30 protein-coding genes are annotated in these 21,237 nt (G+C 58.6%); 21 read left to right on the top strand and 9 right to left on the bottom strand.

Annotation, left to right across the window (positions count from 1 at the left end):
• The first annotated feature begins 16 nt into the window (after positions 1 to 16).
• The 7 genes from HMPREF2888_RS07795 (at position 17) to HMPREF2888_RS07765 (ending at position 5,811) form a co-directional block, all read left to right on the top strand.
• Positions 17 to 2,032, top strand: a complete 2,016-nt coding sequence (locus HMPREF2888_RS07795) for a fumarate reductase/succinate dehydrogenase flavoprotein subunit (RefSeq protein ID WP_070518605.1) — start codon at positions 17 to 19, stop codon at positions 2,030 to 2,032.
• Positions 2,032 to 2,781, top strand: coding sequence for a succinate dehydrogenase/fumarate reductase iron-sulfur subunit (locus HMPREF2888_RS07790; RefSeq protein WP_070432508.1), 750 nt, complete (start codon positions 2,032 to 2,034; stop codon positions 2,779 to 2,781). Before HMPREF2888_RS07795 ends, HMPREF2888_RS07790 begins: the two co-directional genes overlap by 1 nt.
• Before the next feature lie 47 nt (positions 2,782 to 2,828).
• Positions 2,829 to 3,200, top strand: a complete 372-nt coding sequence (locus HMPREF2888_RS07785) for a hypothetical protein (RefSeq protein WP_061920272.1) — start codon at positions 2,829 to 2,831, stop codon at positions 3,198 to 3,200.
• Positions 3,201 to 3,356: 156 nt separating this feature from the next.
• The gene (locus tag HMPREF2888_RS07780) at positions 3,357 to 4,643 is read left to right on the top strand and encodes a DUF445 domain-containing protein (protein ID WP_070518604.1); all 1,287 of its coding nucleotides are present in this window, start codon (positions 3,357 to 3,359) and stop codon (positions 4,641 to 4,643) included.
• 12 nt (positions 4,644 to 4,655) lie between these two features.
• Complete coding sequence (locus HMPREF2888_RS07775) at positions 4,656 to 5,036, top strand: hypothetical protein (protein ID WP_070518603.1); 381 nt, start codon at positions 4,656 to 4,658, stop codon at positions 5,034 to 5,036.
• Between the two features lie 12 nt (positions 5,037 to 5,048).
• Positions 5,049 to 5,339, top strand: a complete 291-nt coding sequence (locus tag HMPREF2888_RS07770) for a DUF2516 family protein (RefSeq protein ID WP_061920279.1) — start codon at positions 5,049 to 5,051, stop codon at positions 5,337 to 5,339.
• A gap of 1 nt (position 5,340) precedes the next feature.
• Entirely contained in the window at positions 5,341 to 5,811 is a 471-nt protein-coding gene (locus HMPREF2888_RS07765) for a deoxyribose-phosphate aldolase (RefSeq protein ID WP_070518602.1), read from the top strand.
• 18 nt (positions 5,812 to 5,829) lie between these two features.
• On the opposite strand, the gene HMPREF2888_RS07760 is transcribed toward HMPREF2888_RS07765, so the two are convergent.
• Genes HMPREF2888_RS07760 through HMPREF2888_RS07750 form a run of 3 tightly spaced genes read right to left on the bottom strand, consistent with a single transcriptional unit; the run spans position 5,830 to position 8,026 of the window.
• Positions 5,830 to 6,651, bottom strand: coding sequence for an LmeA family phospholipid-binding protein (locus HMPREF2888_RS07760; protein WP_061920283.1), 822 nt, complete (start codon positions 6,649 to 6,651; stop codon positions 5,830 to 5,832).
• Positions 6,652 to 6,703: 52 nt separating this feature from the next.
• Positions 6,704 to 7,516 (bottom strand): class I SAM-dependent methyltransferase, encoded by an 813-nt coding sequence (locus HMPREF2888_RS07755; protein ID WP_061920285.1) that lies wholly within the window; start codon positions 7,514 to 7,516, stop codon positions 6,704 to 6,706.
• Positions 7,517 to 7,534: 18 nt separating this feature from the next.
• On the bottom strand, positions 7,535 to 8,026 hold the full coding sequence (locus HMPREF2888_RS07750) for a DUF2505 domain-containing protein (RefSeq protein WP_061920287.1): 492 nt from the start codon (positions 8,024 to 8,026) through the stop codon (positions 7,535 to 7,537).
• A 24-nt stretch (positions 8,027 to 8,050) separates the two neighbouring features.
• Between HMPREF2888_RS07750 and HMPREF2888_RS07745 the strand changes: the two genes are divergently transcribed.
• The 3 genes from HMPREF2888_RS07745 to HMPREF2888_RS07735 all read left to right on the top strand — a co-directional run bounded on the left by HMPREF2888_RS07745 (position 8,051) and on the right by HMPREF2888_RS07735 (position 11,166).
• On the top strand, positions 8,051 to 9,160 hold the full coding sequence (locus HMPREF2888_RS07745) for a UDP-N-acetylmuramate dehydrogenase (protein WP_070432511.1): 1,110 nt from the start codon (positions 8,051 to 8,053) through the stop codon (positions 9,158 to 9,160).
• A gap of 128 nt (positions 9,161 to 9,288) precedes the next feature.
• Positions 9,289 to 10,134 (top strand): PDDEXK family nuclease, encoded by an 846-nt coding sequence (locus tag HMPREF2888_RS07740; protein WP_061920290.1) that lies wholly within the window; start codon positions 9,289 to 9,291, stop codon positions 10,132 to 10,134.
• A 120-nt stretch (positions 10,135 to 10,254) separates the two neighbouring features.
• The gene (locus tag HMPREF2888_RS07735; RefSeq protein WP_070518601.1) at positions 10,255 to 11,166 is read left to right on the top strand and encodes an aldo/keto reductase; all 912 of its coding nucleotides are present in this window, start codon (positions 10,255 to 10,257) and stop codon (positions 11,164 to 11,166) included.
• Between the two features lie 16 nt (positions 11,167 to 11,182).
• Here the strand turns inward: HMPREF2888_RS07735 and HMPREF2888_RS07730 are convergent, their stop codons facing one another.
• Positions 11,183 to 11,644 (bottom strand): S-ribosylhomocysteine lyase, encoded by a 462-nt coding sequence (locus HMPREF2888_RS07730; RefSeq protein ID WP_061920295.1) that lies wholly within the window; start codon positions 11,642 to 11,644, stop codon positions 11,183 to 11,185.
• Positions 11,645 to 11,724: 80 nt separating this feature from the next.
• Between HMPREF2888_RS07730 and HMPREF2888_RS07725 the strand changes: the two genes are divergently transcribed.
• Genes HMPREF2888_RS07725 through HMPREF2888_RS13120 form a run of 3 tightly spaced genes read left to right on the top strand, consistent with a single transcriptional unit; the run spans position 11,725 to position 13,425 of the window.
• Positions 11,725 to 12,852: a YihY/virulence factor BrkB family protein gene (locus tag HMPREF2888_RS07725; protein ID WP_061920296.1), complete on the top strand. Its 1,128-nt coding sequence runs from the start codon at positions 11,725 to 11,727 to the stop codon at positions 12,850 to 12,852.
• Between the two features lie 20 nt (positions 12,853 to 12,872).
• The gene (locus HMPREF2888_RS12530; RefSeq protein ID WP_082778537.1) at positions 12,873 to 13,328 is read left to right on the top strand and encodes an SDR family NAD(P)-dependent oxidoreductase; all 456 of its coding nucleotides are present in this window, start codon (positions 12,873 to 12,875) and stop codon (positions 13,326 to 13,328) included.
• Positions 13,306 to 13,425, top strand: coding sequence for an SDR family oxidoreductase (locus tag HMPREF2888_RS13120; protein ID WP_160330552.1), 120 nt, complete (start codon positions 13,306 to 13,308; stop codon positions 13,423 to 13,425). Before HMPREF2888_RS12530 ends, HMPREF2888_RS13120 begins: the two co-directional genes overlap by 23 nt.
• 414 nt (positions 13,426 to 13,839) lie before the next feature.
• Here the strand turns inward: HMPREF2888_RS13120 and HMPREF2888_RS07715 are convergent, their stop codons facing one another.
• The 3 genes from HMPREF2888_RS07715 to HMPREF2888_RS07705 form a co-directional block, all read right to left on the bottom strand.
• A complete protein-coding gene (locus tag HMPREF2888_RS07715; RefSeq protein WP_070456777.1) occupies positions 13,840 to 14,154 on the bottom strand; it encodes a hypothetical protein in 315 nt (104 codons plus the stop codon).
• Between the two features lie 32 nt (positions 14,155 to 14,186).
• A complete protein-coding gene (locus tag HMPREF2888_RS12995) occupies positions 14,187 to 14,825 on the bottom strand; it encodes a phospholipase A2 family protein (protein WP_201040627.1) in 639 nt (212 codons plus the stop codon).
• A 192-nt stretch (positions 14,826 to 15,017) separates the two neighbouring features.
• Complete coding sequence (locus HMPREF2888_RS07705; RefSeq protein WP_061920300.1) at positions 15,018 to 15,374, bottom strand: type IIL restriction-modification enzyme MmeI; 357 nt, start codon at positions 15,372 to 15,374, stop codon at positions 15,018 to 15,020.
• A 191-nt stretch (positions 15,375 to 15,565) separates the two neighbouring features.
• Here HMPREF2888_RS07705 and HMPREF2888_RS07700 point away from each other — a divergent pair, with 191 nt between their 5' ends.
• Positions 15,566 to 15,958 carry a hypothetical protein gene (locus HMPREF2888_RS07700; protein ID WP_061920302.1) on the top strand — a complete coding sequence of 131 codons (393 nt, stop codon included), beginning with the start codon at positions 15,566 to 15,568 and terminating at the stop codon, positions 15,956 to 15,958.
• Positions 15,958 to 16,446, top strand: a complete 489-nt coding sequence (locus tag HMPREF2888_RS07695) for a hypothetical protein (protein WP_061920304.1) — start codon at positions 15,958 to 15,960, stop codon at positions 16,444 to 16,446. Before HMPREF2888_RS07700 ends, HMPREF2888_RS07695 begins: the two co-directional genes overlap by 1 nt.
• A gap of 190 nt (positions 16,447 to 16,636) precedes the next feature.
• Here HMPREF2888_RS07695 and HMPREF2888_RS07690 read toward each other — a convergent pair whose 3' ends face one another.
• Positions 16,637 to 17,230 carry a recombinase family protein gene (locus tag HMPREF2888_RS07690; RefSeq protein WP_061920306.1) on the bottom strand — a complete coding sequence of 198 codons (594 nt, stop codon included), beginning with the start codon at positions 17,228 to 17,230 and terminating at the stop codon, positions 16,637 to 16,639.
• Positions 17,230 to 17,493 carry a hypothetical protein gene (locus tag HMPREF2888_RS07685; RefSeq protein ID WP_210386814.1) on the bottom strand — a complete coding sequence of 88 codons (264 nt, stop codon included), beginning with the start codon at positions 17,491 to 17,493 and terminating at the stop codon, positions 17,230 to 17,232. The genes HMPREF2888_RS07690 and HMPREF2888_RS07685 overlap by 1 nt, the downstream gene beginning before the upstream one ends.
• Positions 17,494 to 17,640: 147 nt before the next feature.
• Here HMPREF2888_RS07685 and HMPREF2888_RS07680 point away from each other — a divergent pair, with 147 nt between their 5' ends.
• From HMPREF2888_RS07680 to HMPREF2888_RS07655, 6 genes are all read left to right on the top strand, one after another.
• Positions 17,641 to 18,189 (top strand): hypothetical protein, encoded by a 549-nt coding sequence (locus tag HMPREF2888_RS07680; protein ID WP_061920307.1) that lies wholly within the window; start codon positions 17,641 to 17,643, stop codon positions 18,187 to 18,189.
• A gap of 83 nt (positions 18,190 to 18,272) precedes the next feature.
• The gene (locus HMPREF2888_RS07675; RefSeq protein WP_011272788.1) at positions 18,273 to 19,457 is read left to right on the top strand and encodes an Nramp family divalent metal transporter; all 1,185 of its coding nucleotides are present in this window, start codon (positions 18,273 to 18,275) and stop codon (positions 19,455 to 19,457) included.
• A 20-nt stretch (positions 19,458 to 19,477) separates the two neighbouring features.
• On the top strand, positions 19,478 to 19,867 hold the full coding sequence (locus tag HMPREF2888_RS07670; protein WP_005292595.1) for an NUDIX hydrolase: 390 nt from the start codon (positions 19,478 to 19,480) through the stop codon (positions 19,865 to 19,867).
• A 62-nt stretch (positions 19,868 to 19,929) separates the two neighbouring features.
• Positions 19,930 to 20,505: a TetR/AcrR family transcriptional regulator gene (locus tag HMPREF2888_RS07665; protein WP_005292598.1), complete on the top strand. Its 576-nt coding sequence runs from the start codon at positions 19,930 to 19,932 to the stop codon at positions 20,503 to 20,505.
• Entirely contained in the window at positions 20,502 to 20,864 is a 363-nt protein-coding gene (locus HMPREF2888_RS07660; RefSeq protein WP_005292602.1) for a DoxX family protein, read from the top strand. The genes HMPREF2888_RS07665 and HMPREF2888_RS07660 overlap by 4 nt, the downstream gene beginning before the upstream one ends.
• Before the next feature lie 88 nt (positions 20,865 to 20,952).
• Positions 20,953 to 21,195: a YlcI/YnfO family protein gene (locus HMPREF2888_RS07655; protein ID WP_005292604.1), complete on the top strand. Its 243-nt coding sequence runs from the start codon at positions 20,953 to 20,955 to the stop codon at positions 21,193 to 21,195.
• Positions 21,196 to 21,237 lie beyond the last annotated feature (42 nt).

The raw sequence follows: 21,237 nt of genomic DNA, 5'->3' as shown, positions 1-21,237 counted from the left end.
AGGAGCTTTTTAAAAAATGACTAACACTGAACTCAAGCGCGAGCATCCGAAGTTCTCGCACCCGACGTCGATTGTCCCGGGCGTCACCGCAGGTCGCATCCTGGAGTCCCACGAGCCGCACGGCGTTCCGATGAAGGAAATGTGGAGCTACCAGAAGGATCATATGGATCTGGTCTCCCCGCTCAACCGCCGCAAGTTTGAGGTTGTCGTGGTCGGTACCGGCCTGGCCGCTGGCGCTGCTGCCGCAGCCCTCGGCGAGCTGGGCTACAACGTGAAGGTCTTTACCTACCACGATTCCCCACGTCGTGCGCACTCCATCGCTGCGCAGGGCGGCGTCAACTCCTCCCGCCACAAGAAGGTGGACAACGACTCTGCATACCGCCACACCAAGGACACCGTGAAGGGCGGCGACTACCGCTGCCGCGAGTCCGATTGCTGGCGCTTGGCTTATGAGTCCGTGCGCGTTATCGATCACATGAACGCCATCGGCGCACCTTTCGCCCGCGAGTACGGCGGCACCCTGGCAACCCGCTCCTTCGGTGGTGTTCAGGTTTCCCGTACCTACTACACCCGTGGTCAAACAGGTCAGCAGCTGCAGCTGTCCACCACCTCGGCGCTGTACCGCCAGATTGGCCTGGGCAACGTGGAGCTGTTCGCTCACCACGACATGCAGGACATCATCACCTACAACGACAATGGTGTGAAGCGCGCGGGCGGCATCGTTACCCGTAACCTGATTACCGGCGAGCTGAAGGCCTTCACCGGCCACGCAGTAATCCTCGGTACCGGCGGCTACGGCAACGTCTACCACATGTCCACCCTGGCTAAGAACTCCAATGCTGGCGCCATGATGCGTGCTTACGAGCACGGCGCATACCTGGCTTCCCCGGCATTCATCCAGTTCCACCCGACGGGTCTTCCGGTCAACTCCGAGTGGCAGTCCAAGACCATCCTCATGTCCGAGTCGCTGCGTAACGACGGCCGCATTTGGTCCCCGATCAAGGAAGGCGACGACCGCCCCGCCAACGAGATTCCGGAGGAGGAGCGCGACTACTTCCTGGAGCGCCGTTACCCGGCCTTCGGCAACCTCGTTCCGCGTGACGTTGCATCCCGTGCGATCTCCCAGCAGATCAACAAGGGCCTGGGCGTCGGACCACTGCACAACTCCGTTTACCTGGACTTCCGCGATGCAATTCAGCGTCTGGGTAAGGACAAGATCCGTGAGCGTTACTCCAACCTCATCGAGATGTACGAAGAGGCAATCGGCGAATCCGCATACGAGACCCCGATGCGTATCGCACCGACCTGCCACTTCACCATGGGTGGCCTGTGGACCGACTTCAACGAGATGACCGCTATCGACGGCCTGTTCGCCGCCGGTGAGTGCTCTTGGACCTACCACGGTGCGAACCGCCTGGGCGCTAACTCCCTGCTGTCCGCATCCGTCGACGGCTGGTTCACCCTGCCATTTACGGTTCCTAACTACCTGGCTAAGCACCTCGGTGAGGACAAGCTGGCTGAGGATTCGGCCGAGGCACAGAAGGCTGTTGCGCGCGCACAAGATCGCATCGACCGTCTGATGGGAGTGCGTGGCAATGACCCGCACGGCCCAGCTCACTACCACCGCCTGCTCGGTGAGATTCTCTACTGGGGCTGCGGCGTTTCCCGTAACGTCGAGGACCTCAAGGTCGCTATCCAGAAGATTCGCGATCTACGCGAGGAATTCTGGGCTAACGTCCGCATCACCGGCAACGCCAACGACATGAACCAGGTCCTCGAGTACGGTCTGCGCGTTGCTGACTACATCGACCTGGGCGAGCTCATGTGTGTTGACGCCCTGGACCGTGACGAGTCCTGTGGTGCGCACTTCCGTGACGACCACCTCTCCGAGGATGGCGAGGCTGAGCGTGACGATGAGAACTGGTGCTTCGTTTCTGCCTGGGAGCCAGGCGCAAACGCTGGCGAGTTCATCCGCCACGCAGAGCCGCTGTACTTTGATTCGATCCCGCTGATGACAAGGAACTACAAGTAATGAAACTGACACTTGAGATCTGGCGTCAAGCCGGACCGACGCAAGAAGGCAAGTTCGAGACCGTGCAGGTTGACGACGCCGCCGAGCAGATGTCCATCCTGGAGCTGCTCGACCACGTCAACGAGGGCATGGTCGAGGCTGGCAACGAGCCTTTCGCATTCGCATCCGACTGCCGTGAGGGCATCTGCGGCACCTGTGGTCTGCTGGTCAACGGCCGCCCACACGGCCCAGGCCAGAACACCCCGGCTTGCCAGCAGCGCCTGTTCCAGTTCAAGGACGGCGACAAGATCAAGCTGGAGCCATTCCGCTCTGCCGCATACCCGATTATCAAGGACATGATCGTGGACCGCTCCAAGCTGGACCACGTCATGGAGCAGGGTGGCTACGTCTCCATGGACGCCGGCACCGCTCCGGATGCCGATACCCTGCACCTCAACCACGAGACCGCCGAGTACTCCCTCGACCACGCTGCCTGCATCGGCTGCGGTGCCTGCGTGGCATCCTGCCCGAACGGTGCAGCTCACCTGTTCACCGGCGCGAAGCTGGTTCACCTTTCCCTCATGCCGCTGGGCAAGGAAGAGCGTGGCCGTCGTGCACGCAACATGGTCGATGACCTCGAGCAGAACTTCGGTCACTGCTCCCTCTACGGCGAATGCGCTGACGTCTGCCCAGCAGGCGTTCCGCTGACCGCTGTGTCCGCGGTTACCCGCGAACGTGCACGTGCTGCTTTCCGCGGCAAGGACGACTAAGATATAGTCATTCACAGGAATAACAGGAACGAGAGAAAGTTTCAGCCATGAGCGACAACACCCACGCAGTTGCTGATCACGCAAGTGAGACCTACCCGGAGTTTACCGGCAAGATCCAGGACTCTTACATTGAGGGATACGACCCAGTATCCTTCGGCGCACCGCACTCTTCTTTGCTGCGCACCTCCACCTGGGTCGGCATGGGCCTGATCCTTTCTCTGCTGCCGGCAGCCGGCACCCTGATTTGGGGCCTCGGCGCTGGTGCCTTCCAGTACGGCGTGGGCCAGGAAAGCTCCAAGATTTCCATCATCGTCGGTGCTGCCCTGCTCGTCGTCATTGCTGTCGCTTGCGTTGGTCTCATCCACTACGGTCGTCGTTACTATCGTCAGTACCGTTCTGAGACCGGTCGTATCAACTAAGCTGGTGCGAACTTAGCATTCCTGCCACAAGCGCCCCTAGCCATCCTCGATGGAGGCTAGGGGCGCTTTTCATTTGCCTATCTGCACCAGGGAAGAGACCGCGCGCCGAATCCGTTAGTACAGTTATACGGAGCAACAAAAGGAGTCACAGCCAACATGAGCATTGCCGTACCAGGCCCCAATCCCGCCGACGTCGCCGAGCGTCGCCGCACGCTACGCAAGTACCAGTGGGGTGTCACCGGCCTTTTGATCTTGGCTGCCGTCATCTTCTTCGCATGTTCCTGGTGGCAGCATCAGGACGCGAATGCTCCGGCTTGGGTGGGGTTTGTGCGCGCGGGCGCGGAGGCCGGCATGGTCGGCGGCTTGGCTGACTGGTTCGCGGTTACCGCCATCTTCCGCCACCCCATGGGCATCCCGATTCCGCACACGGCGCTCATTCCGAAGAAGAAGGATCAGGTCGGCGAGGCCTTAAGCACCTTCGTGGAGGAGCAGTTCCTCACCCCGGACGCCCTCTCGGCGAAGATTTCGGAAAACAACATTCCCGAAAAGGCCGGCGCCTGGTTGGCCCAGGAGCCTAACTCGCAGCTAGCCGCGCACAAGGCAGCCGAGATCCTGGCACGCGCTGTCAATAGTTTCGATTCCGCCGAGGCCGAGGATCTCATCCGCACCCAAATCCTCGACCGCATGCTGGAGCCCGAGTGGGGGCCGCCGGTAGGGCGTTTGCTGGAAGGCTACATCGCCGACGGCAAAGCAGAGCCGCTTGTCGACGACCTCATTGACTGGGCGCATGCCAAAGTCCTCACCCTTGAAAACGAAGTCATCGAGCTTGTCGACGAAAAGATGCCGGCTTGGCTTCCCCGCTTCGCCCGCGGCATGGCCGGTGACAAGGTTTACGTCTCCATCGTGGAGTGGGCCTCCGAGGTCAAGTATGACAAGAACCATGCCGTGCGGCAGTCCATCCGTCGCAACCTGGAGCTGTTTGCACGGCGCCTGCAGGACGACCCCGAGATGGTCGCCCGCGTTGAGGGCATCAAGCAGGAGATGATGAACTCCGAGCAGGTACAAGCCATGCCGGGGGCGGCGTGGGAGGCCTTTAGGGCGGGCGTCGCCAAGCAGGCGAGCGAACCGCAATCCTTCCTGCGCACCAAGATCGCGGCCGAAGCGCAGAACTTCGGCGTGCGCATACAGCAGGATCCGCGCTTCCGGGACAAGGCGAATGAAATCGTGGATAAGGCCGCGCGTTGGGCGGCGGAGAATTTCGCCGGCGACATCATCAGCATCATCCCTGAGACCATCAAGCGCTGGGACGCCACCGAAGCCGCCGAAAATATCGAGCTTTTGGTGGGCAAGGATCTGCAATTTATCCGCCTGAATGGCACGGTTGTGGGAACGCTGGCAGGATTGGTTATCTACACCGTAAATCACCTCGTCTTTGGTGCTTAAAGGAGAAAAATAATGGCTAATTCCTTCGTTAATTCTTTGAAGACCGCGGGCGCTTCTGGCTTGGAAGCTGCCAAGGATTTTTCGAGCCGCGTGAAGGCAGAGCACGCGCAGCAGCCGAAACCGGAAGGCTCTTTCCTCGACAAGGTCACCGGTACCGCCCGCGGCCTTGGAAAAAGCGTCAGCAACGCCGCCGGTGAGGCGCGTGGCTCCGAGGCTTTCGCCCGTGCCCGCAAGGACTTTAATGCGGCCTACGAGGAAGGCCGCGAGGGCGTCGAGAATGCGATTGCCAGCGTGAAGGAAAAGCGCTCCGGCTCTACCTCGGCAAACGGCAACATCATCGACGGCGAGGTCATTGCAGAAGGCGAAGAGAATCCGTTTGGCCCGGCCCGCTAGGCTGGGATACCTATGGACATCATCATTTACCTTCTCAACCACGCAGCTGGGTGGTTCTTTACCTTCTTGAGCATCTTCGCCATTGTTGGCGCCATCCTCGCCGCCACCACTCGCGAGGATGCCTACCGCGCCGGTGACCGCAAGAGCAAGTGGACCTGGGTGGGCATGCTGGCAGCTTCCGCGCTGGCGCTGAACTTGCCGTTTTCTTTCCTGCCGTGGATTGGCGCAGTCGTGACCGGCGTCTATTGGTTCGACGTCCGCCCGCAGCTCAAGGCCATCGTCAACGGCGATTACAGCTACTAAGATGCGCAATCTCTTAAACGCCGCTCTCGACGACGTCCGCGTCGCCGCGCAGCCGGATGAGGCCCTGCTCGTCGCGCCCACGCATGTGCTGGCCGCACAGGGCGCCGCCCACGTGGTCACCGTCGCCGGCTATCCCACCGGCCGCCACCACAGCCTCATCAAGGCCTCCGAGGCGCGCCTGGCGGTGCAGTCTGGCGCCGCGGAGGTATGGGTCGCGGTAGACGCCCTGCTTGGCGACGCCACCAGCCTGCTCACCGATCTCATCACTGTCCGCGAGGCCTGCCCGCAGCCGGCCCAGCTTGGGCTTATCCTTCCCGCGAGCGAGAATGCTCTCACCGCGGCGCAAGCTGCGACGCAGGCGGGCTTCGATAAACTCATCTATTCCTCGCCTGCCCAAGCCGAGCAATTACAAGAAAAGCTCGCGGGCCAGCCGGCAGGTTTGTTGCCTGCCGAGGTCTGGCCCGCGAGCTAGCCTAAGTGCAAACGCCTTTTAGCGGCCTTGTTGCGCGGGTGCTGGGGCGCCTTCCTTCGCGCCTTTGCCCGCCGCATTGGCGGCGCTGCCCAGCTCGCTCATCGGCACGTCTTGGCCGGTGATGGTGAGGTTGAGCTCGCCGTCTGCCACATCCACCTCGTCGACGCTCAAGCCCTCGCCGATGAACTGATCCTTCATGCCTTTCTGCAGCGCAGTAGAGATGGCGTCGGTTGCCTCCTTTGGCAGGTCAAAGCCCAGCAGGGAGGCGTTCTTTGCCGTGATCGACAGGTTTCCGTCCTGCGCCTTCGGCTCCAACGCGAGATTGGCGAGGCCGCCAGCGAACTCGACGTCGAGAAGATTCTCGGCGTCGTTAGCCGTGATGTTGGTGACCACCAAGTTGCCGACCTGTTCGCTACCGGACTCGTCTGCGATGCCTTTCTGGAAGGTGGCCAACAGGTAATCATCTGGAACCTTGGTGGAAGCGCGCAGGGAGCCTGCCACTGGGTCATCGGACAGCGTCATGTCTTCGATGTGGACGTTCGTAGCTGGCTGGCCCTTGATCTCGGTGCCGTCGATCTGCAGCGTGGATGGCGTTTCCATGTTCATTTCGCTGAGCTTGCCGCCGAATAGTCCAAGCAGGATAGGAGTGGTGCCGAAGCTAATGTTCGGATCCTCCTGGGACTCAATTCCTTGGTCCTTGGCGGCCTGGGCGAACTGGTCTTTCATTTGGTTGCCCATGAACCAGCGCAGGCCGAACTCCGCCAGCAAAATGAGAACGAGGAATGCCACGAGCACTCCGATGAGTATTTTCCAAGCCAGAGACGTCTTCTTTTGAGCCATACCTACCAGTGTTACTTATGTGAACTCACAGCGCCAATGAGGGCAACCTGCTTCACAGCTTTGGCGCAACGACTTCCCAGTTAACGCTCAAGACGCTATCGCGCATTCTCCTGCGCACCGGATGCACGGGCAGCCCCGCATCAATCATCGCCTGTTGCGCCATTCGCCAGCGCACACGAGGCCCGTGGGGAGCCCACCCTGCGGCGTGATCCCATGCGCGGTCGGCGGCCTGCAAAAGCTCATGAATCGGCTCGCCCGGAATGTTGCGGTGGATAAGTATCTTGGGCAGGCGTTCCGCTAAGTCGGAGGGACGCTCCACGTTGAAGGGATCCCATGCCAAATGTAGGCTCTGCGGGCCTTCGCGGTTGAGCAGGATCCAGGTGGATAGCCTGCCCAGTTCATCACAGGTGCCTTCCACGAAGAAACCGCCAGGGGCCAAGCGCGAGGTAACTTCTTCCCAGGCCTCGGGAACCTGGGAGACATCATATTGGCGCAGCACATTGAAAGCACGCACCAGCTGCGGGCGATACCCCGCCAGCTCGAAGCCTCCCAGCTCGAAGGTCACGCCGTCGCGAGGCGGCAGCACGCGCTCCGGCGCAATCTCCAGGCCGGTCACCCGCACACGGGGATTGACCCGCCGCAGCCAGCCCGCCCATTCCACGGTGGTGAAATGGGACGCGCCATAGCCGACGTCGAGAGCCAGCGGCTCCTCCACGGACCGCAGCAAAGCCGTGATGGAGGGGTGTGCGGCGACCCACCTATCGCAGCGACGAAGCCTGTTTTGATTGGTGGTACCGCGGGTAATAACGCCGAAAGGCCGACCCGCACTCGCGCTTGCGCGCAGGTTATGTGCGTGATCGGCCATTTTTGTTAAAAGTAGCGTTTAGAGGTTGTCAGCGATCCACTGTTCGGTCAGCTTGCCCTCGTTGTTGAAGAGCTCACCTAGGGCATCGGCAACTTTCGGCTCGATGGCAGCGCCCATCATCGGGATCTTCACGGAGATCTCGTTGACGTAGGACAGGGTGGTGGTATCACCCTCGCCGGTCAGGGCGATGTCGCCGCCGAAGTCAACAGGGGTTCCCTTGACGTCTGCGGTGTATTTAACATCGGCAGCATTGCCGTTGAGCTCACCAATGGTGACGACACGCTTGACCTTCAGGTCCTGAGAAACCATGGCGCGGACAGCTTCAGGCAGCAGGGTGGTTGGCAGCACCTCGAAGAGGATGGCTACGTTGTTGGTGAAATCATGAACCTGGCCCGGATCCGGAGAAAGGTTAGCAACAATGTGCTCCCAGTAACCCTGCGTGAGCAGCGCCTGGTGAACCTTTTCGATGGGCTGATTGATCGTTACGGTGTTTTCGCTACGGGTTGACATGCTTTACAGACTACCTTGGTAGACGTGCTTGATGAATTTATGACCCAGAAGCTCTCCGCGATCGACGGCCTCGTCCTCGACACGGAGACCACCTTCGCAGACCTGACCACCCTGCGCGTAGGCGGCAAACCTGAGCTGTGTTTGCGGGCCACGCTTGCCGACGCCGCCATTTCCGCTGTCAAGGCACTGGATCAAGCTTCTATTCCTTTCGTCGTGGTGGGCGGCGGCTCTAACCTCTTGGTCGCCGATGAGGGCATCGATGTCGTAGCACTCGTCCTCGACTTCGCTGAGGTGAGCGTGGACGCGGAGACTGGCGTGGTCCGCGCGGAAGCCGGCGCGAACTGGGACGAAGTGGTTGCCGCTTCCGTGGAGGCGGGCCTCGGCGGCATCGAGTGCCTGTCCGGAATCCCGGGAACCGCGGGCGCTGTGCCGGTACAAAACGTGGGTGCGTATGGCGCAGAAATCTCGGACGTGCTTAACCGCGTGCGCCTGTATACCCGCGAGACCGGTGCCGATGAGTGGGTTCCCGCCTCCGACCTGGACCTGGCTTATCGCTACTCCAACCTGAAGTTCACCCACCGTGCAGTCGTGCTCGAGGTGGAACTGCAGCTTTCTACGGATGGGCTTTCCAAGCCGCTGCGCTTTGGCCAGCTCACACAGACCCCGGGCGAGCGCCGTCCCGTCGCGGAGGTGCGCTCGCAGGTGCTGCAGCTGCGCCGCGGCAAGGGCATGGTCTTGGACCCAACCGACAACGACACTTGGTCCGCCGGCTCCTTCTTTACCAATCCCATCGTGGACTCTGCGGTTGCCGATAACATCCAGGAAATCGTGCGCACCGAACGCGGCGCCGAGGACGCAGACCGCATGCCGCGCCACGCCGTCCTCGCAGGCTCGGACGGCGAGGAAATAAAGCTCTCGGCCGCCTGGCTCATCGAGCGCGCCGGGTTCGCCAAGGGCTATCCGGGTGCTGGTCCGGCTACCTTGTCCACGAAGCACACTCTCGCGCTGACGAACCGTGGGGCCGCGACGGCCTCCGACATCGTGGCGTTGGCGCGCGAGATTCGCGCGGGCGTCGCCAAGCGCTTCGGCGTAGAGCTCGTGCCGGAGCCGGTCTGGATTGGGGTGTCCATTTAGGGCGTCCTGCCCCAGGACGTACCGCTGTGTGAAAATACGGCCTTCCAATTGCGCGAATTGGAGGGCCTATTTACATTGAGAGGTATCCGTGTGCTTGGGGGAGCACGCACACTTGGGGGAAGTAGAGGATGCTGCAACCAATTCGGGGGAAACACTCGCGCACCATTGACCGTCTCGTGGCGAAGGGCAAAGCCGTGCGCATCACGCCGGGCCTGGCGTTGCCGCGCCAACCCACCCCGCGCGAACTCGCGGGGATTTTGAACGAGCGTTATCCTGGCACCGTGCTGGATGGAGGCTCGGCCGTTGCGGTCTATACAGAGCGCAAGCTGGAGTTTCCGCTGCAGCTCATGGCGGCACGTCACGCTCGCACCTGCGCGTATTTCTCCACGCGGCGCGCCATGCCCAAGGGCCCATATATGGTCAACGGCCTAAACGCGTGCAATCCGCTGCAAGCGCTGGAGGTTGTGGAAGAAGACAAAGCCATCGAGTTCTTGGAGCGTTTCTGCAACGGCAAGGATGGCCACCAACGGCTGGCCTTTTATAAGGAGGATTTCCAGCGCTTTCCCTCGCGCACGCGGCGGATTATGCAGCGTAGCGTCATCGGCAGTGATAGCAAATACGAGCGTCTTCTCACCCAAGCCCTTGCCGATGCCTGCCTCGCAGTGGCCAACAACCAACGCATCGGGCCGTATTACTGGGATATCGTGCTGGCCAAGGAGAAGGTCGCAATCGAGATAGATGGCTACGAGTACCACAAAGGTGAGCGCATCCAACGTTTCGAGCTGGACCGCCAGAAGCTCAACGATGCAGTGCAGCGCGGGTGGAAGCCGCTGCATTTCACGGCGGGGATGATTGAGCATCATCTGCAGGTTGCCATCGACCAGGTCATCGCCGTGGCCCGCGGGGGAGGGCAGTTGCTGCCGCCAGCGTGGAAGTGGCATCACTATTTCCGCTACGAGAACGTGTGGCGGTGAGCGCTGTGCCCGCGGCACCGTACTTCTGTGTGTATTTAGTGCAGGAAATAGGGCCGGTTTGAGGGGGCTATTTACACAGGGAGGTACACGCACACGAGAGAAGCAGCTACGGTGGTGTCCATGATTGCGCTTGGCTGTACCTCAATGACTCCGCACTCCTATCCCGATTCCCCGCGTCGCGCCGAGATGGTCGATGTCCTGCGTGGCGCGGTGGAGGCAGGCGTAGAGCTCTTCGACACCTCTGAAATCCAGGGGCCCTTCACGGGCGAAGAAATGCTTGGCGACGCCCTGGGCAACCGCGCCCGCGTCCTCACCAAGTTCGGATGGGAGATTAAGGAAGGAAAGCCCACCGGCGCTTTGAACTCGCGCCCGGAGGTTATTCGCGCGAGCGCCCATGGTTCGTTACGCCGACTAAAACGGGAGCGCTTGGACGTGTATATGCAGCATCGCGTGGACCAAGACGTGCCCATTGAGGAAGTAGCGGGCACAGTAAAAGAACTTATCGATGCAGGTGACGTGGCCGCTTTCGGGCTGTGCGAGGCAAGCCCGGAGACCATTCGCCGCGCGAACAAGGTCTGCCCGGTGACGTATCTGGAGTATGAATACTCCATCTTCAGCCGCGACGTAGAAGAAGAAATCATCCCGCTAGCCCGCGAATTGGGCGCGGAGTTTATGGCCTATTCACCGCTGGCGAAGGGGCTTTTGGCAGGCCGCAGCGAGCCAGATGATGATTCTTCCTCGCCGCGTTTGCACTCTGCGAACTTCGCGGCCAACAAGCAGCTGGCGCAGGAAGTGGCGGCAGCAGTGTCTGACCGCAACGTCTCCGAGATAGCGCTGGGCTGGTTGCTGGCCAAGGACGTGGTGCCGATTGCCGGTTCGACGAACCTCGCACGGATCAAAGAAAACCTCGCAGTCACTGCGCTGAGCGCGCAGGAGTGCGAGGCCGTTGACGAGGTACTAAGCCGAAAGCCCGTGCAGGGCGCGCGGTTGACGCAACAGCATGAAGGCTTCGTGGATAAGGGCCGTAGATAAGGCCCGCGGATAAAGGTTAGGCCATAACCTCGAGCCACTCGTCCTTCTTGGACAAGAACTCGCGGGCGGCTGCCTGTGCGCCTTCGAGGGAGTGGCTGGCGCCCCAGCCGCATTGGCGCTCGTTGGCGGCGGGAACCTCGGTGGCGTTGAGGATATCCTCGAGGCCGTGCTCGAGTGCGTTGAGCAGCTCCTCTTGCTCCATGCCGTTGGTGATGGCATAAAAGCCGGTCTGGCAGCCCATCGGCGCAAAACCGATGAGTTTATCGGTGTAATCGCGCATGAAGTTGGCCATCATGTGCTCGATGGAGTGCACAGTGGGCATTTCGAGGTGAGCCTCATTGGGCTGGCAGAAGCGCAGGTCGTACTTGATAATCTCTGCGCCGCCTCCCAGCGGGGTACGGCCGGCCACGCGGACATAAGGGGCCTTGACGTTGCGGTGGTCCAGCTCGAAGGATTCAACATTGCTGCGTTCAGTCATATATAACAGCCTAGTATCTACTTGGCGTGCCACGGGTGTCACTTCTCTGGCAGCTAGCTGAATGTGCTTAGTCTGGCGAAATGAGCCAGCAGGAGCCTTCCAAGATTCTTCCCCCGCACAGCACTGAGGTGCTGGACATCGACCAAACGGAGAGAAACCCGCTCTCGCGTAAAAATCGCCTGCGCAAGGAGAGCTGGGGTCTTGTGCTGCGTCGGACATGGTCGGACTATTTCCTTGAGGGGCTGGGCGACCGCGGCGCGGCGATGACCTATTTCACGCTTATGGCTTTTGCCCCGACCGTCCTGGCCGTTTATTCGATTGCCACTTTGCTTTTTGCCAATCGGAAGCAAGAGGTGGAGCAGCTGACTGAGCAGCTCATTCAAGATTATCTGCCGCAGGACGTTTCGGCGCAGGCTACGGACATCGTGAATACCATCGTTGGCTCGAGTGCAAAGGGCACCATAGCGCTGGTTTTATCCGTGCTGGTTTCCTTGTTCTCGGCCTCTGGTTACGTCCGCGCTTTTTCGCGCACCGCCAACATGGTCTATGGCCGCGTGGAGGGCCGCGGGCTGTTGCGTACCTGGGCGATGATGTGGGTTCTCACCATCTTCTTGGTGGTCGGCGCGGTGATTTTGGTCTTTGCTAACCTGCTGCGCGATACCGTCATCACTGGGCTTATTGAACCCGTCTCGCGTCCGCTGCATCTGGAATCCGCCGTGGATTTCTTGCTGCGCATTTTCCTTCCTGTGTGGAACTGGCTGCGCTTTCCGGTGACGGTGGTGATGGTCATGGTGCTGATTGCGGTTCTCTATCACTATGCCCCGAACGTGCGCCCACCGCGCTTCCGTTGGATCACCTTGGGCTCTGTGGTGACGCTGCTTGTCAACGTCGTGGTGTGGTGGCTCTTCGGTCTCTACCTGAGCCATTTTGCAGGCGTGAGCGCCTATGGCGCGCTGAGCACCGTGCTGGCTTTGTTCGTTGCAGTCTGGATTATGAATACCGTGCTGATCTTGGGGCTCAAGCTCGACGCCGAGGTTCTGCGGGCGAAGGAGCTGCAGATAGGCCTCGAGTCGCAGCACTACATCCAGGCAGCGCCGCGTTCTGACGTCGCCGCGCGCGCCCAGGCCAAGACCCAGAAAAACCTTGAGGCGCGAGGCGACGCCATCCTCAGACACGGTGCTGAGGACGGCGGCGACGCCGAGGACTAAACCGCGGGGTAGATGCCGTCCTGGCCGAGGCGGGCGGCTTCGACGTCATCGTCAACAACGCCGGCATCGCTCCGCAGATCCCGCTCGAGGACATCACCGAAGAAGAAGTCGACAAGATCTTCAACGTCAACTACAAGGGTGTCCTGTGGGGCACGCAGGCTGCGGCCAAGAAGTTCAAGGAGCTCGGTCACGGCGGCAAGATCATCAACGCCACCTCCCAGGCCGGCATCAAGGGCAACAAGGGCATTCCACTCTACAGCTCCCCCAAGTTCGCCGTGCGCGGCCTGACCCAGGTCACCGCCCGTGACCTTGCGGACGACGGCATCACCGTCAACGCCTACGCGCCGGGTATCGTAAAGACTCCGCTCATGAAGGGTCTTGCTGAGGAACTCGCAGAAAACGCTGGCAAGCCCGCCGAGGTGGGGCTGGGAGCAGTTCACCAAGGACACTTCCTTGGGACGCCTTTCCGAGTCTGAGGATGTTGCCAAGATCATCGGCTTCCTCGCTGGTTCCGACTCTGACTACATCACCGGCCAGACCATCATCGTCGACGGCGGCATGGTCTTCCACTAAAACGCAGGTCGACTATCAGTGAAATGATCGTTGGAAAACTTAGGTGCGCTGACATGACATGTGCTGTTCGCCAGAGCTTGGTGATGAGGGCGAAAGTAGGGCAGCCGCGTCCGGGGAGGATAGACCTAGCGAAGCGTATGAGACGAGAGGATTAGAGACCGCTCTAGCGCCATAGCCCTGCTCAAATAGTTCCACTGTTTGTTCACGCTGAGCTTGGCTCAACTTGCTGCTGGATGCATAGAAAAACTCCCCACAATCTGGTTTCTGATTTTTCAGTCCGGTTTATGGGGAGCAGTTCACTTTGACACCTTTACGGTTAAAGCTGCGGAAAGCCCGCACCGCAGTAGGGGGCGCGGGATCTGGAAATTTCATGCATATTTTGTTTGCCGAGGGTGTGCTGCGGCTCTGAATTCTTTAGAGCCATTCAGCGCTGGGTAAGCGACCGCCCGTGACAAAATATATGATCTTGATAACAACCCAAATTATCCAAGCGAACAGTAGAGGGGATAATCCGGCAAGAATAGAGAATGCAACCAGCAACCACGATTGGCTTTTGTATGCAAGGACTCCAGCTGCTACACCTATGGGTACGGTAATGATGAAATACGGCATGGTCCCTTCCGGAAAAATGGAAGGAAAAAGATACGGGAACGCAATCGCAGTTGTTGAGAGTAAAGCTGAGAGAAGTTTACTTAACTTTAGGCTCTTGTTGCTTTTGTGCCTGTTCATTTCTTTCTCCTTCCCGGACCGTTGGGGATCCACTATGCTAATGGATTGCACAGGGCGGAATTGAAATATGTAGCAATCGCAAGGGCCATCGCGTTTTCTCCGACTCCATTGAATTTGCCCCGGTTTTTACGAATTCCTTGAACCAGCTCCCTGTCGCATGAGCAAGCGAAGTATCCTCGCGAGCCATAGCATTTATCATGCTTTTGGCAGAGAGAGTCGAGAGTATTGATTGGGGCACCCGGACCACTGTGCCCTGGGCCGCACCAGTTTCCATACCCAGGCATGTCGCGCGTTTCAAGGCTGTATATCATGACCTCGTTATTGTCGGCTACGCGGTTGAGGTTTTCTCCTGCGACGAGTAAATAATGCGACGCATTTTCTTCTTTGGCTTTTTCGGTGTCGAAATGGCGTTGTCCGTCCGCCCGATATACGAGGTAGTGAGACAGTGTGGCCATCGCAGTATCAAAATCTGTTGACTCTGATACCTCGCTTGCAGGGATTGCTAAAGCTTGATTGCCAACTAAGTTTTTGTCTTGCGTGCTATCAGCTGGGGATGCGGCGGATACTGTTGGGGTGGTCTCCAGAGCAAAACTTCCGGTGGGGGTAGCGAATATTGTTGCGGCTACAACAAGAACGGGAAAGACTTTTTGGAATGTATTCTTCAACTTCATTTCCTTAATTCTCTTGTCAATCTGGTTTTGTTGAGGAAATTACTGAAGAATTCAAGAGATGGCAATACTTTTACCCAAATTTTCATGAACTTTTGTCTTGTAGTGTGTTGCTTTATCGTTCCAGCAGCCGTTCGATGAGCTGTACCGTGGCGCGATACCACCAAAACCCAATCGCGAAATGCTCCATCATGATCACCTTGTTTGGGTCATTGCTGTGTCGAATATCAAACTTATATGGGACCTTGCACGTTGGAAGGGGGCGGCTTCGCCGTTAGTGGCTTCGCCTATGACTTTGCCGGGCATGAACATGTCAATCTTGCCGGTGCGCCCGGTTGAGGCTCGTTTAGCGCTGCGCTGGTACAGGTACAAATCGCGGGCGTTGACCCCGAAGCAGTCGAGCAGGTCGCCCCAGAATTGTTGGTCGTGACTCGACTCAGTTGCAGGCCGGTTTTCCGCCTTCCATTGTTCAATGTGGGCAAGCCAGCGGAGTTTGAACTCGGTGAGGTTGTGGCGAATGGTAGCGCGGTCGAAAACAGTCGTAGGGGCCATAACCGTTAAGCATATAAGCCCACGCGCTATCCGCCCGACCAAGCAAGAACTTAAAGTCACTTTCCTGCTTTTTTAAAGGCTGTTCGGTTTTTCTTTTAATGGGTGGAATTGGGGGGTGAGCAGTAAAGAAAAGCGCAATGCCGGGGTACTATAAACTTCTTCCATCCCCTGTTCTCTCAAGGAGATTTCTCATGAAAAAGCGAGCACTCGTCGCTGCTCTATGCTGCCTCTCTACCGCCTCGGCAACAGCTGTTGCCGCCCCGGTTGCTACGGCTCAGACCGCCACCGCGAACAAGACCATGGCTGACCAATACCAGCCCTCTTTCGGTGAACCCTATTATCCAAGTGCATTCACCGATAAGACCGTAGAAATGATTTCTGTAAGTGGTATTCCCGACGGGACGAACATGTACGTTCTTAATCCCAATCGGATTACTAGAGGCAGCGAAAAAACGGCCTACTCGTTATGGAAAACGTACGTCAAATCTGGCTCCAGATTTTTCCGGACAGTTTCCGTTATGGAAAAACTGTTTCAAATACAGTTGACCTCGCTTTCGATTATCCAGATGGATCTACGGAGGTAGTGACGCGTACGTTCACTATGAATCCGGCCGAGATGCATCAATATCGTCCTGAAATCAAAAATGACCTCATCGCGGTAAGTAAGAACACTCGTCTGGAGGTTTCAGACATTCCGTCTTCTGCCACGGTGACCCTCTTGAGGTCACCGGAAGACTGGAATGTAAAGCAGGAGGGAAATACGTTTACTGTCACCCCTCCGGCCGAGGGAAACGGGGAGTTCGTCTACAAGGTAACTTTCTCAGACGGAACCTCCAAGATCGTCACCAGCAATGTACGGGCAGAAAAAGAACCCAATAACCCCGTAGCCCCTGGAGATGATTCAGGTGTGCAACCAGGTTGGATTGTTGGCCCTTCTGACCACGGAAACAACGGTGGTTCTTCCACCGCTGGGACTATTGCCGGTGTTATCGGCGCAGTACTCGCTATTGCATTGTCCATTGGCGGCGCTGCCTTCGCGGGTCTTATCCCTGGCCTCAAACTCCCTTCCTAAAAAGAGCAAATAAGGGCGCCCCACAGGTGGGAGCGCCCTTTCTCTTTATTCGGTGAACGTTGCCCAGGCGGAGAAAGTGCAGGTAGTTCTACACTTTCGGAGCTATACGGAAAAGCATATGGTGTGGCATATGTTCTAGCATGTGGCAGTTTCAACGTCTGCGCATATTTACCCTCACGCCGCGCTGTATCTATGCGTTTTTCAGTGCCCGATACACGGTAGGGCGGGTAACTCCGAATTCTCGCGCGAGTGCTGCTTTCGACTCCCCCGCCAAAACACGTCGCTTAATCTCCGCCACCTGGCTCGGGCTAAGGGCGGGCTTGCGGCCTTTGTACTTGCCGGCCTTTTTCGCCAACGCAATCCCCTCCGCCTGGCGCTCACGAATAATGGCCCGCTCAAACTCCGCAAACGAACCTAAAATGCCGAGCATTAAATCCGCACGCGGATCGGTGGTGTCTTTCGCAAACGTGAGGTGCTCATGCAGGAAAGTAACAGTCACGCCCTTGTCGGTGAGCTCATCAACGATGCCGCGAAGATCCGTTAGCGATCGGGCGAGGCGGTCAATCGACGAGACGACGAGTTCGTCACCGTCGCGCACATAGGCCATGCACTCGCCAAGCCCAGGGCGTGCAGTTTTAGTGCGTCCGGAAGTCTTATCTTCAAAGAACCGGTCAATCCTGCCGGAGTTCGCTAGTAGTTCTTTCTGACGCTGATTATTCTGCTCCACCGTGGACACCCGGATATAGCCCACCCGCTGCCCACGGGAGCCGGAGTCGCTGGCCATTAGTCTTCGTCCCGCGAGGGGTCAAAGGCAGCATTTTCTTGGGCGATGACCGCATCACGATACGACTCGATTGCATCCGAGAGCGCATAAAGCTGAATACCGTCGAGAGCGTCAGCGTCAGCGAGCAAGGATTGCACAATCCTGCCCAACGCCTGCTGCCCCGACGACAACCCATCATGCAGTTTTTTCACCCGCGCCAACGCGGGCACAGAGTCAATATGACTTTCAATATGGAAACCATCCGGCGACAACACCACGCTCACCACTTTCTGTAAACCTAAGGCTTAGACCCTGCTGTACATGTGTAAAACAATGCCTGAATCTACCCTATTTTACATACAACTTGCCGGTATGGATGTGTGTAAAAATAGGGTGTACTCTATATAACTAGCATTACCTACGGAGATGGAATGATTGATTTTTTAGCGTGGAGTGGATCTGGGGCGGTAGTCAGGTCTTTTGCGACAATGCTTTTCAATTACGTTAGAAACCGGAAAGTTGACAAGCAAAAGGAAAAATCTCTCGCCGATAGTAAGTTAGAAAAGAAGCGCATTCGGCAGATGGAGGCTGTTAGATCTGTCCTAGGGGAAACGCTAGAAGAAATGCAGATTATAAGTAAGCCGCATGAAGTAGACAAGCTCGTATCTTCTGAAGAAGACTTTTCGGAAATTGCTAAGACGCTTGTGCAGAAATATCGTTTTCGAGTGAAGTCGGAGTTGGCAAAAGCGGATCCATTTGTATGTGATCCTTCAGTCAGGGAAAGCTTCGACAAGATTAAAGAAGCAGTATCTGATGAATGGTACGGTGATTTCCTTTTTGTTGTCGATTTCGCGACCGAGCGAAATGATGCCGAGGGGGTCATTCGTACATTTAGCGAGTATCTAGCAAAAGTAGCGGCAATTACAAACGAGTCCCTTTCTAAAGCGGTGGAAGCTTTGGATTCAGATTCTCCACAGTGATAAAGCTGTTTAGCCCCCTGGCTTGAACATATGGCGATGAAAACTAGACTTCAAGTAGTTGAACTTTTGGTATGGAGATGCCTATGCGTAAGACCTTAATCAGCCTCACCGGCCCCGCCTTCGTTGCTGCAGTGGCTTACGTCGACCCCGGCAACGTAGCCGCCAACATCAGCGCCGGCTCCCACTACGGCTACCTCCTGGTGTGGGTACTCGTCGTGGCCAACCTCATGGCCATGTTCATCCAGTACCACTCCGCCAAACTGGGCCTAGTCACCCACCGCTCCCTGCCGGAAATCATGGGCGAGCGTCTCTCCCGCCGCGCGCGCCTAGGCATGTGGGCCCAGGCCGAGCTCATCGCCGCGGCCACCGACCTCGCCGAAGTCATCGGCGGCGCCATTGCCCTGCAACTCCTCTTCAACCTCCCCCTGTTCGCGGGCGCGCTCATCATCGGCGCGGTCTCCATCATTCTCCTCATCTTCCAGAAGAAGAACCAGTGGTTCGAGGGGCTTGTCATCGGCCTGCTCCTGGTCATCTGCATCGGCTTCCTTGCCGGCCTCGCCATCGCCCCGCCCGACCCCGCCGACGTGGCCGGCGGCCTCATCCCCCGCCTAGAGGGCAAGGACAGCATCCTGCTGGCCGCCTCCATGTTGGGCGCCACCGTCATGCCGCACGCCATTTACCTACACTCCTCCCTGACCAAGCAGCGCTACCCCGACCTGGAAATCCCCCACGTGCTGGCCGGCACCCGCGCGGACATCGCCGTGGCGCTGTCCATCGCCGGGCTCGTCAACGTGGGCCTGCTGGTCCTGGCGGGCTCGGCCCTCTACGGCGTGGACGGCACAGAGACCATCTCCGGGGCCCACACGGCGATTGCCAGCCACCTCGGCCCGCTGGCCGGCGTTCTCTTCGCCATCGGCCTGCTGGCCAGCGGCCTCGCCTCGACGTCAGTGGGCGCCTACGCCGGCTCCGAAATCATGGACGGCCTGCTTCACATCAAGGTCCCCCTACTAGTCCGCCGCCTGGTCACGCTCATCCCGGCGCTGGTCATCATCGGCTGCGGGGTCGACCCCACTATGGCACTGGTGGTCAGCCAGGCACTTCTTTCCCTGGGCATCCCCTTCGCCATCATCCCGCTTTTCCGCTATGCCGGCTCCCGGGACGTCATGGGTGAGTTCGCCGCGAAACCCTGGTCTATGGCCGTGGGCTGGACGCTTGCCGCGCTGGTCATCGCACTCAATCTCGCCCTCGTGCTCCTGCCGCTGCTCTAGGCCGCCTACAATCAGCAGCCATGATTGAAGTAGCAGCCGTCGTCATCCGCAACCCACAAGGCCACGTGCTTACCGTGCGCAAGAAGTCCTCCACCAAGTACCAACTGCCCGGCGGCAAGCCCGAGGCGGGCGAGGCGCTTGTCGACGCCGCCCTGCGCGAAGTTGCCGAAGAAGTAGGCCTCACCCTCGACGCCGAGAGCCTCAACAAACTCGGCACCTTCGACGCTCCCGCCGCCAACGAACCGGGCGAGGTCGTCGTCGGCACCATCTTCACCTACACCCGCACCGTCACCGCCGACGAACCCCATGCCGCCGCCGAAATCGGCGACACCGCCTGGGTCAACCCAGCAGCCCCCGACCGCGAGCTTGCACACCTGCTGCGCGACCGCGTCTTCCCCACGCTGGCCTAGCGCCAACTGTCAACACTTCGGCGTCATTGACCTCGAAACCATCAAGAGCTACCCTTTTGAACATGTTCACTGAACACGTTCACTCATCGCGCTCGGCCGCCAAAGCTGGCACCGTCAGCAAGGTCCTAGCCACCGCCTACGAACTCTTCCTCACTCAGGGCTACGCCACCACCAGCATCCGGACTATCGCATCCGAAGCTGGCGTTAGCGTGGGAACCGTCATGGGAGTCGGCGACAAACAAACGCTGCTCATCCGCACCATTGGCCAACACATTTCAGAACTCCACGATGACATCCGGGGACAATCCGATAGCCTTCTCGATGTCCTGAGACCTTTCCTCCAGATGTTTACCGGCCACGAAGAGCTCTCCCGCGCCTTTGGCGCAGCACTCATCCAACAAGGCAATCAAGGCGAAGCGCTCACCGCACTCAAAACGCTCCTGACCGATGAAATCACCCTGCGACTCGGCACCAGGCTCAGCAGCGCCGATGCGGCCGAGTACGCCGACCTGCTGTACAACGTCTACCTCGGCTTACTCATCGGCTGGGCCGCCGGAATCTACGACACCGAGCACCTCACATCCCAAGCCGCCTCATCGATCGAACGCCTCAACACCGCATTCGGAGTAACCCAATGATCCTAGAATCTTCCCCAGCCTGGCCCTCCCTTCTACTAGCAGCCATTCTGCTTGGCGACGCCGCCCTCTCCCTCAAACCAGTCCCCTTCATCGAAGCCTGCCTCAGCGGCGTCAAACTCCCCAAGGACTGGTGGTGGGCGCTCATTGTCATCAAGTGCCTCGCCGCCGTAGGACTCATTGCCGGCCTCTGGTTCCCCGGCGTAGGAATCACAGCCATGATTGGAGTCATCGCCTATTTCTGCGCGGCCGCAGCAGCCCATGTCCGCGCCCACTTCCTCGGTAGCGCATTCTGGATCAACTGCTTAGGCATGCTCGCATTCTCCATCGGAGTACTGATCCTGACGCTCGCACTGAATTAAGACACCAGTCAACCTTTCACGGCTTCCTGAAGGCAGATACATCATTGCACCTCTTGAATGATGACTTGATGCTTTCTACCCTAAAGGTATGCGCACGACGATAAACCTCCCGCCGAAACTCCTTGAAGAAACGAAGGTCCAAGCCAAAGCCAACAATGTCACTTTGAGCTCATACGTCGAAGAGGCGGTCCGCGCTGCCCTCAAGAAGGAAGCCCGCATCAGTACCGAAGACACCCCCGTTAACCTGCCCTCCTTCGATTGCGGCGGACCGGCTCTAGTTGATCTCAGCAACAAAGAAGCTGTGTGGGCGGTACTCGATGATCATTCCTGATGTCAACATTCTCGTTTATGCCTTCCACTCCGCTGCACCGCA

The sequence above is a fragment of the Corynebacterium sp. HMSC077D03 genome (genome assembly GCF_001808545.1).
GTDB lineage: Bacteria > Actinomycetota > Actinomycetes > Mycobacteriales > Mycobacteriaceae > Corynebacterium > Corynebacterium simulans.
This window is presented reverse-complemented; position numbering and strand designations above follow the sequence as displayed.

What these genes read in the sequence shown, in the direction of transcription:
- HMPREF2888_RS07795 (WP_070518605.1), top strand. Translation starts at nt 17, where the DNA reads ATGACTAACACTGAACTCAAGCGCGAGCATCCGAAGTTCTCGCACCCG.
- HMPREF2888_RS07790 (WP_070432508.1), top strand. Translation starts at nt 2,032, where the DNA reads ATGAAACTGACACTTGAGATCTGGCGTCAAGCCGGACCGACGCAAGAA.
- HMPREF2888_RS07785 (WP_061920272.1), top strand. Translation starts at nt 2,829, where the DNA reads ATGAGCGACAACACCCACGCAGTTGCTGATCACGCAAGTGAGACCTAC.
- HMPREF2888_RS07780 (WP_070518604.1), top strand. Translation starts at nt 3,357, where the DNA reads ATGAGCATTGCCGTACCAGGCCCCAATCCCGCCGACGTCGCCGAGCGT.
- HMPREF2888_RS07775 (WP_070518603.1), top strand. Translation starts at nt 4,656, where the DNA reads ATGGCTAATTCCTTCGTTAATTCTTTGAAGACCGCGGGCGCTTCTGGC.
- HMPREF2888_RS07770 (WP_061920279.1), top strand. Translation starts at nt 5,049, where the DNA reads ATGGACATCATCATTTACCTTCTCAACCACGCAGCTGGGTGGTTCTTT.
- HMPREF2888_RS07765 (WP_070518602.1), top strand. Translation starts at nt 5,341, where the DNA reads ATGCGCAATCTCTTAAACGCCGCTCTCGACGACGTCCGCGTCGCCGCG.
- HMPREF2888_RS07760 (WP_061920283.1), bottom strand. Translation starts at nt 6,651, where the DNA reads ATGGCTCAAAAGAAGACGTCTCTGGCTTGGAAAATACTCATCGGAGTG.
- HMPREF2888_RS07755 (WP_061920285.1), bottom strand. Translation starts at nt 7,516, where the DNA reads ATGGCCGATCACGCACATAACCTGCGCGCAAGCGCGAGTGCGGGTCGG.
- HMPREF2888_RS07750 (WP_061920287.1), bottom strand. Translation starts at nt 8,026, where the DNA reads ATGTCAACCCGTAGCGAAAACACCGTAACGATCAATCAGCCCATCGAA.
- HMPREF2888_RS07740 (WP_061920290.1), top strand. Translation starts at nt 9,289, where the DNA reads ATGCTGCAACCAATTCGGGGGAAACACTCGCGCACCATTGACCGTCTC.
- HMPREF2888_RS07735 (WP_070518601.1), top strand. Translation starts at nt 10,255, where the DNA reads ATGATTGCGCTTGGCTGTACCTCAATGACTCCGCACTCCTATCCCGAT.
- HMPREF2888_RS07730 (WP_061920295.1), bottom strand. Translation starts at nt 11,644, where the DNA reads ATGACTGAACGCAGCAATGTTGAATCCTTCGAGCTGGACCACCGCAAC.
- HMPREF2888_RS07725 (WP_061920296.1), top strand. Translation starts at nt 11,725, where the DNA reads ATGAGCCAGCAGGAGCCTTCCAAGATTCTTCCCCCGCACAGCACTGAG.
- HMPREF2888_RS07715 (WP_070456777.1), bottom strand. Translation starts at nt 14,154, where the DNA reads ATGAACAGGCACAAAAGCAACAAGAGCCTAAAGTTAAGTAAACTTCTC.
- HMPREF2888_RS12995 (WP_201040627.1), bottom strand. Translation starts at nt 14,825, where the DNA reads ATGAAGTTGAAGAATACATTCCAAAAAGTCTTTCCCGTTCTTGTTGTA.
- HMPREF2888_RS07705 (WP_061920300.1), bottom strand. Translation starts at nt 15,374, where the DNA reads ATGGCCCCTACGACTGTTTTCGACCGCGCTACCATTCGCCACAACCTC.
- HMPREF2888_RS07700 (WP_061920302.1), top strand. Translation starts at nt 15,566, where the DNA reads ATGAAAAAGCGAGCACTCGTCGCTGCTCTATGCTGCCTCTCTACCGCC.
- HMPREF2888_RS07690 (WP_061920306.1), bottom strand. Translation starts at nt 17,230, where the DNA reads ATGGCCAGCGACTCCGGCTCCCGTGGGCAGCGGGTGGGCTATATCCGG.
- HMPREF2888_RS07680 (WP_061920307.1), top strand. Translation starts at nt 17,641, where the DNA reads ATGATTGATTTTTTAGCGTGGAGTGGATCTGGGGCGGTAGTCAGGTCT.
- HMPREF2888_RS07675 (WP_011272788.1), top strand. Translation starts at nt 18,273, where the DNA reads ATGCGTAAGACCTTAATCAGCCTCACCGGCCCCGCCTTCGTTGCTGCA.
- HMPREF2888_RS07670 (WP_005292595.1), top strand. Translation starts at nt 19,478, where the DNA reads ATGATTGAAGTAGCAGCCGTCGTCATCCGCAACCCACAAGGCCACGTG.
- HMPREF2888_RS07665 (WP_005292598.1), top strand. Translation starts at nt 19,930, where the DNA reads ATGTTCACTGAACACGTTCACTCATCGCGCTCGGCCGCCAAAGCTGGC.
- HMPREF2888_RS07660 (WP_005292602.1), top strand. Translation starts at nt 20,502, where the DNA reads ATGATCCTAGAATCTTCCCCAGCCTGGCCCTCCCTTCTACTAGCAGCC.
- HMPREF2888_RS07655 (WP_005292604.1), top strand. Translation starts at nt 20,953, where the DNA reads ATGCGCACGACGATAAACCTCCCGCCGAAACTCCTTGAAGAAACGAAG.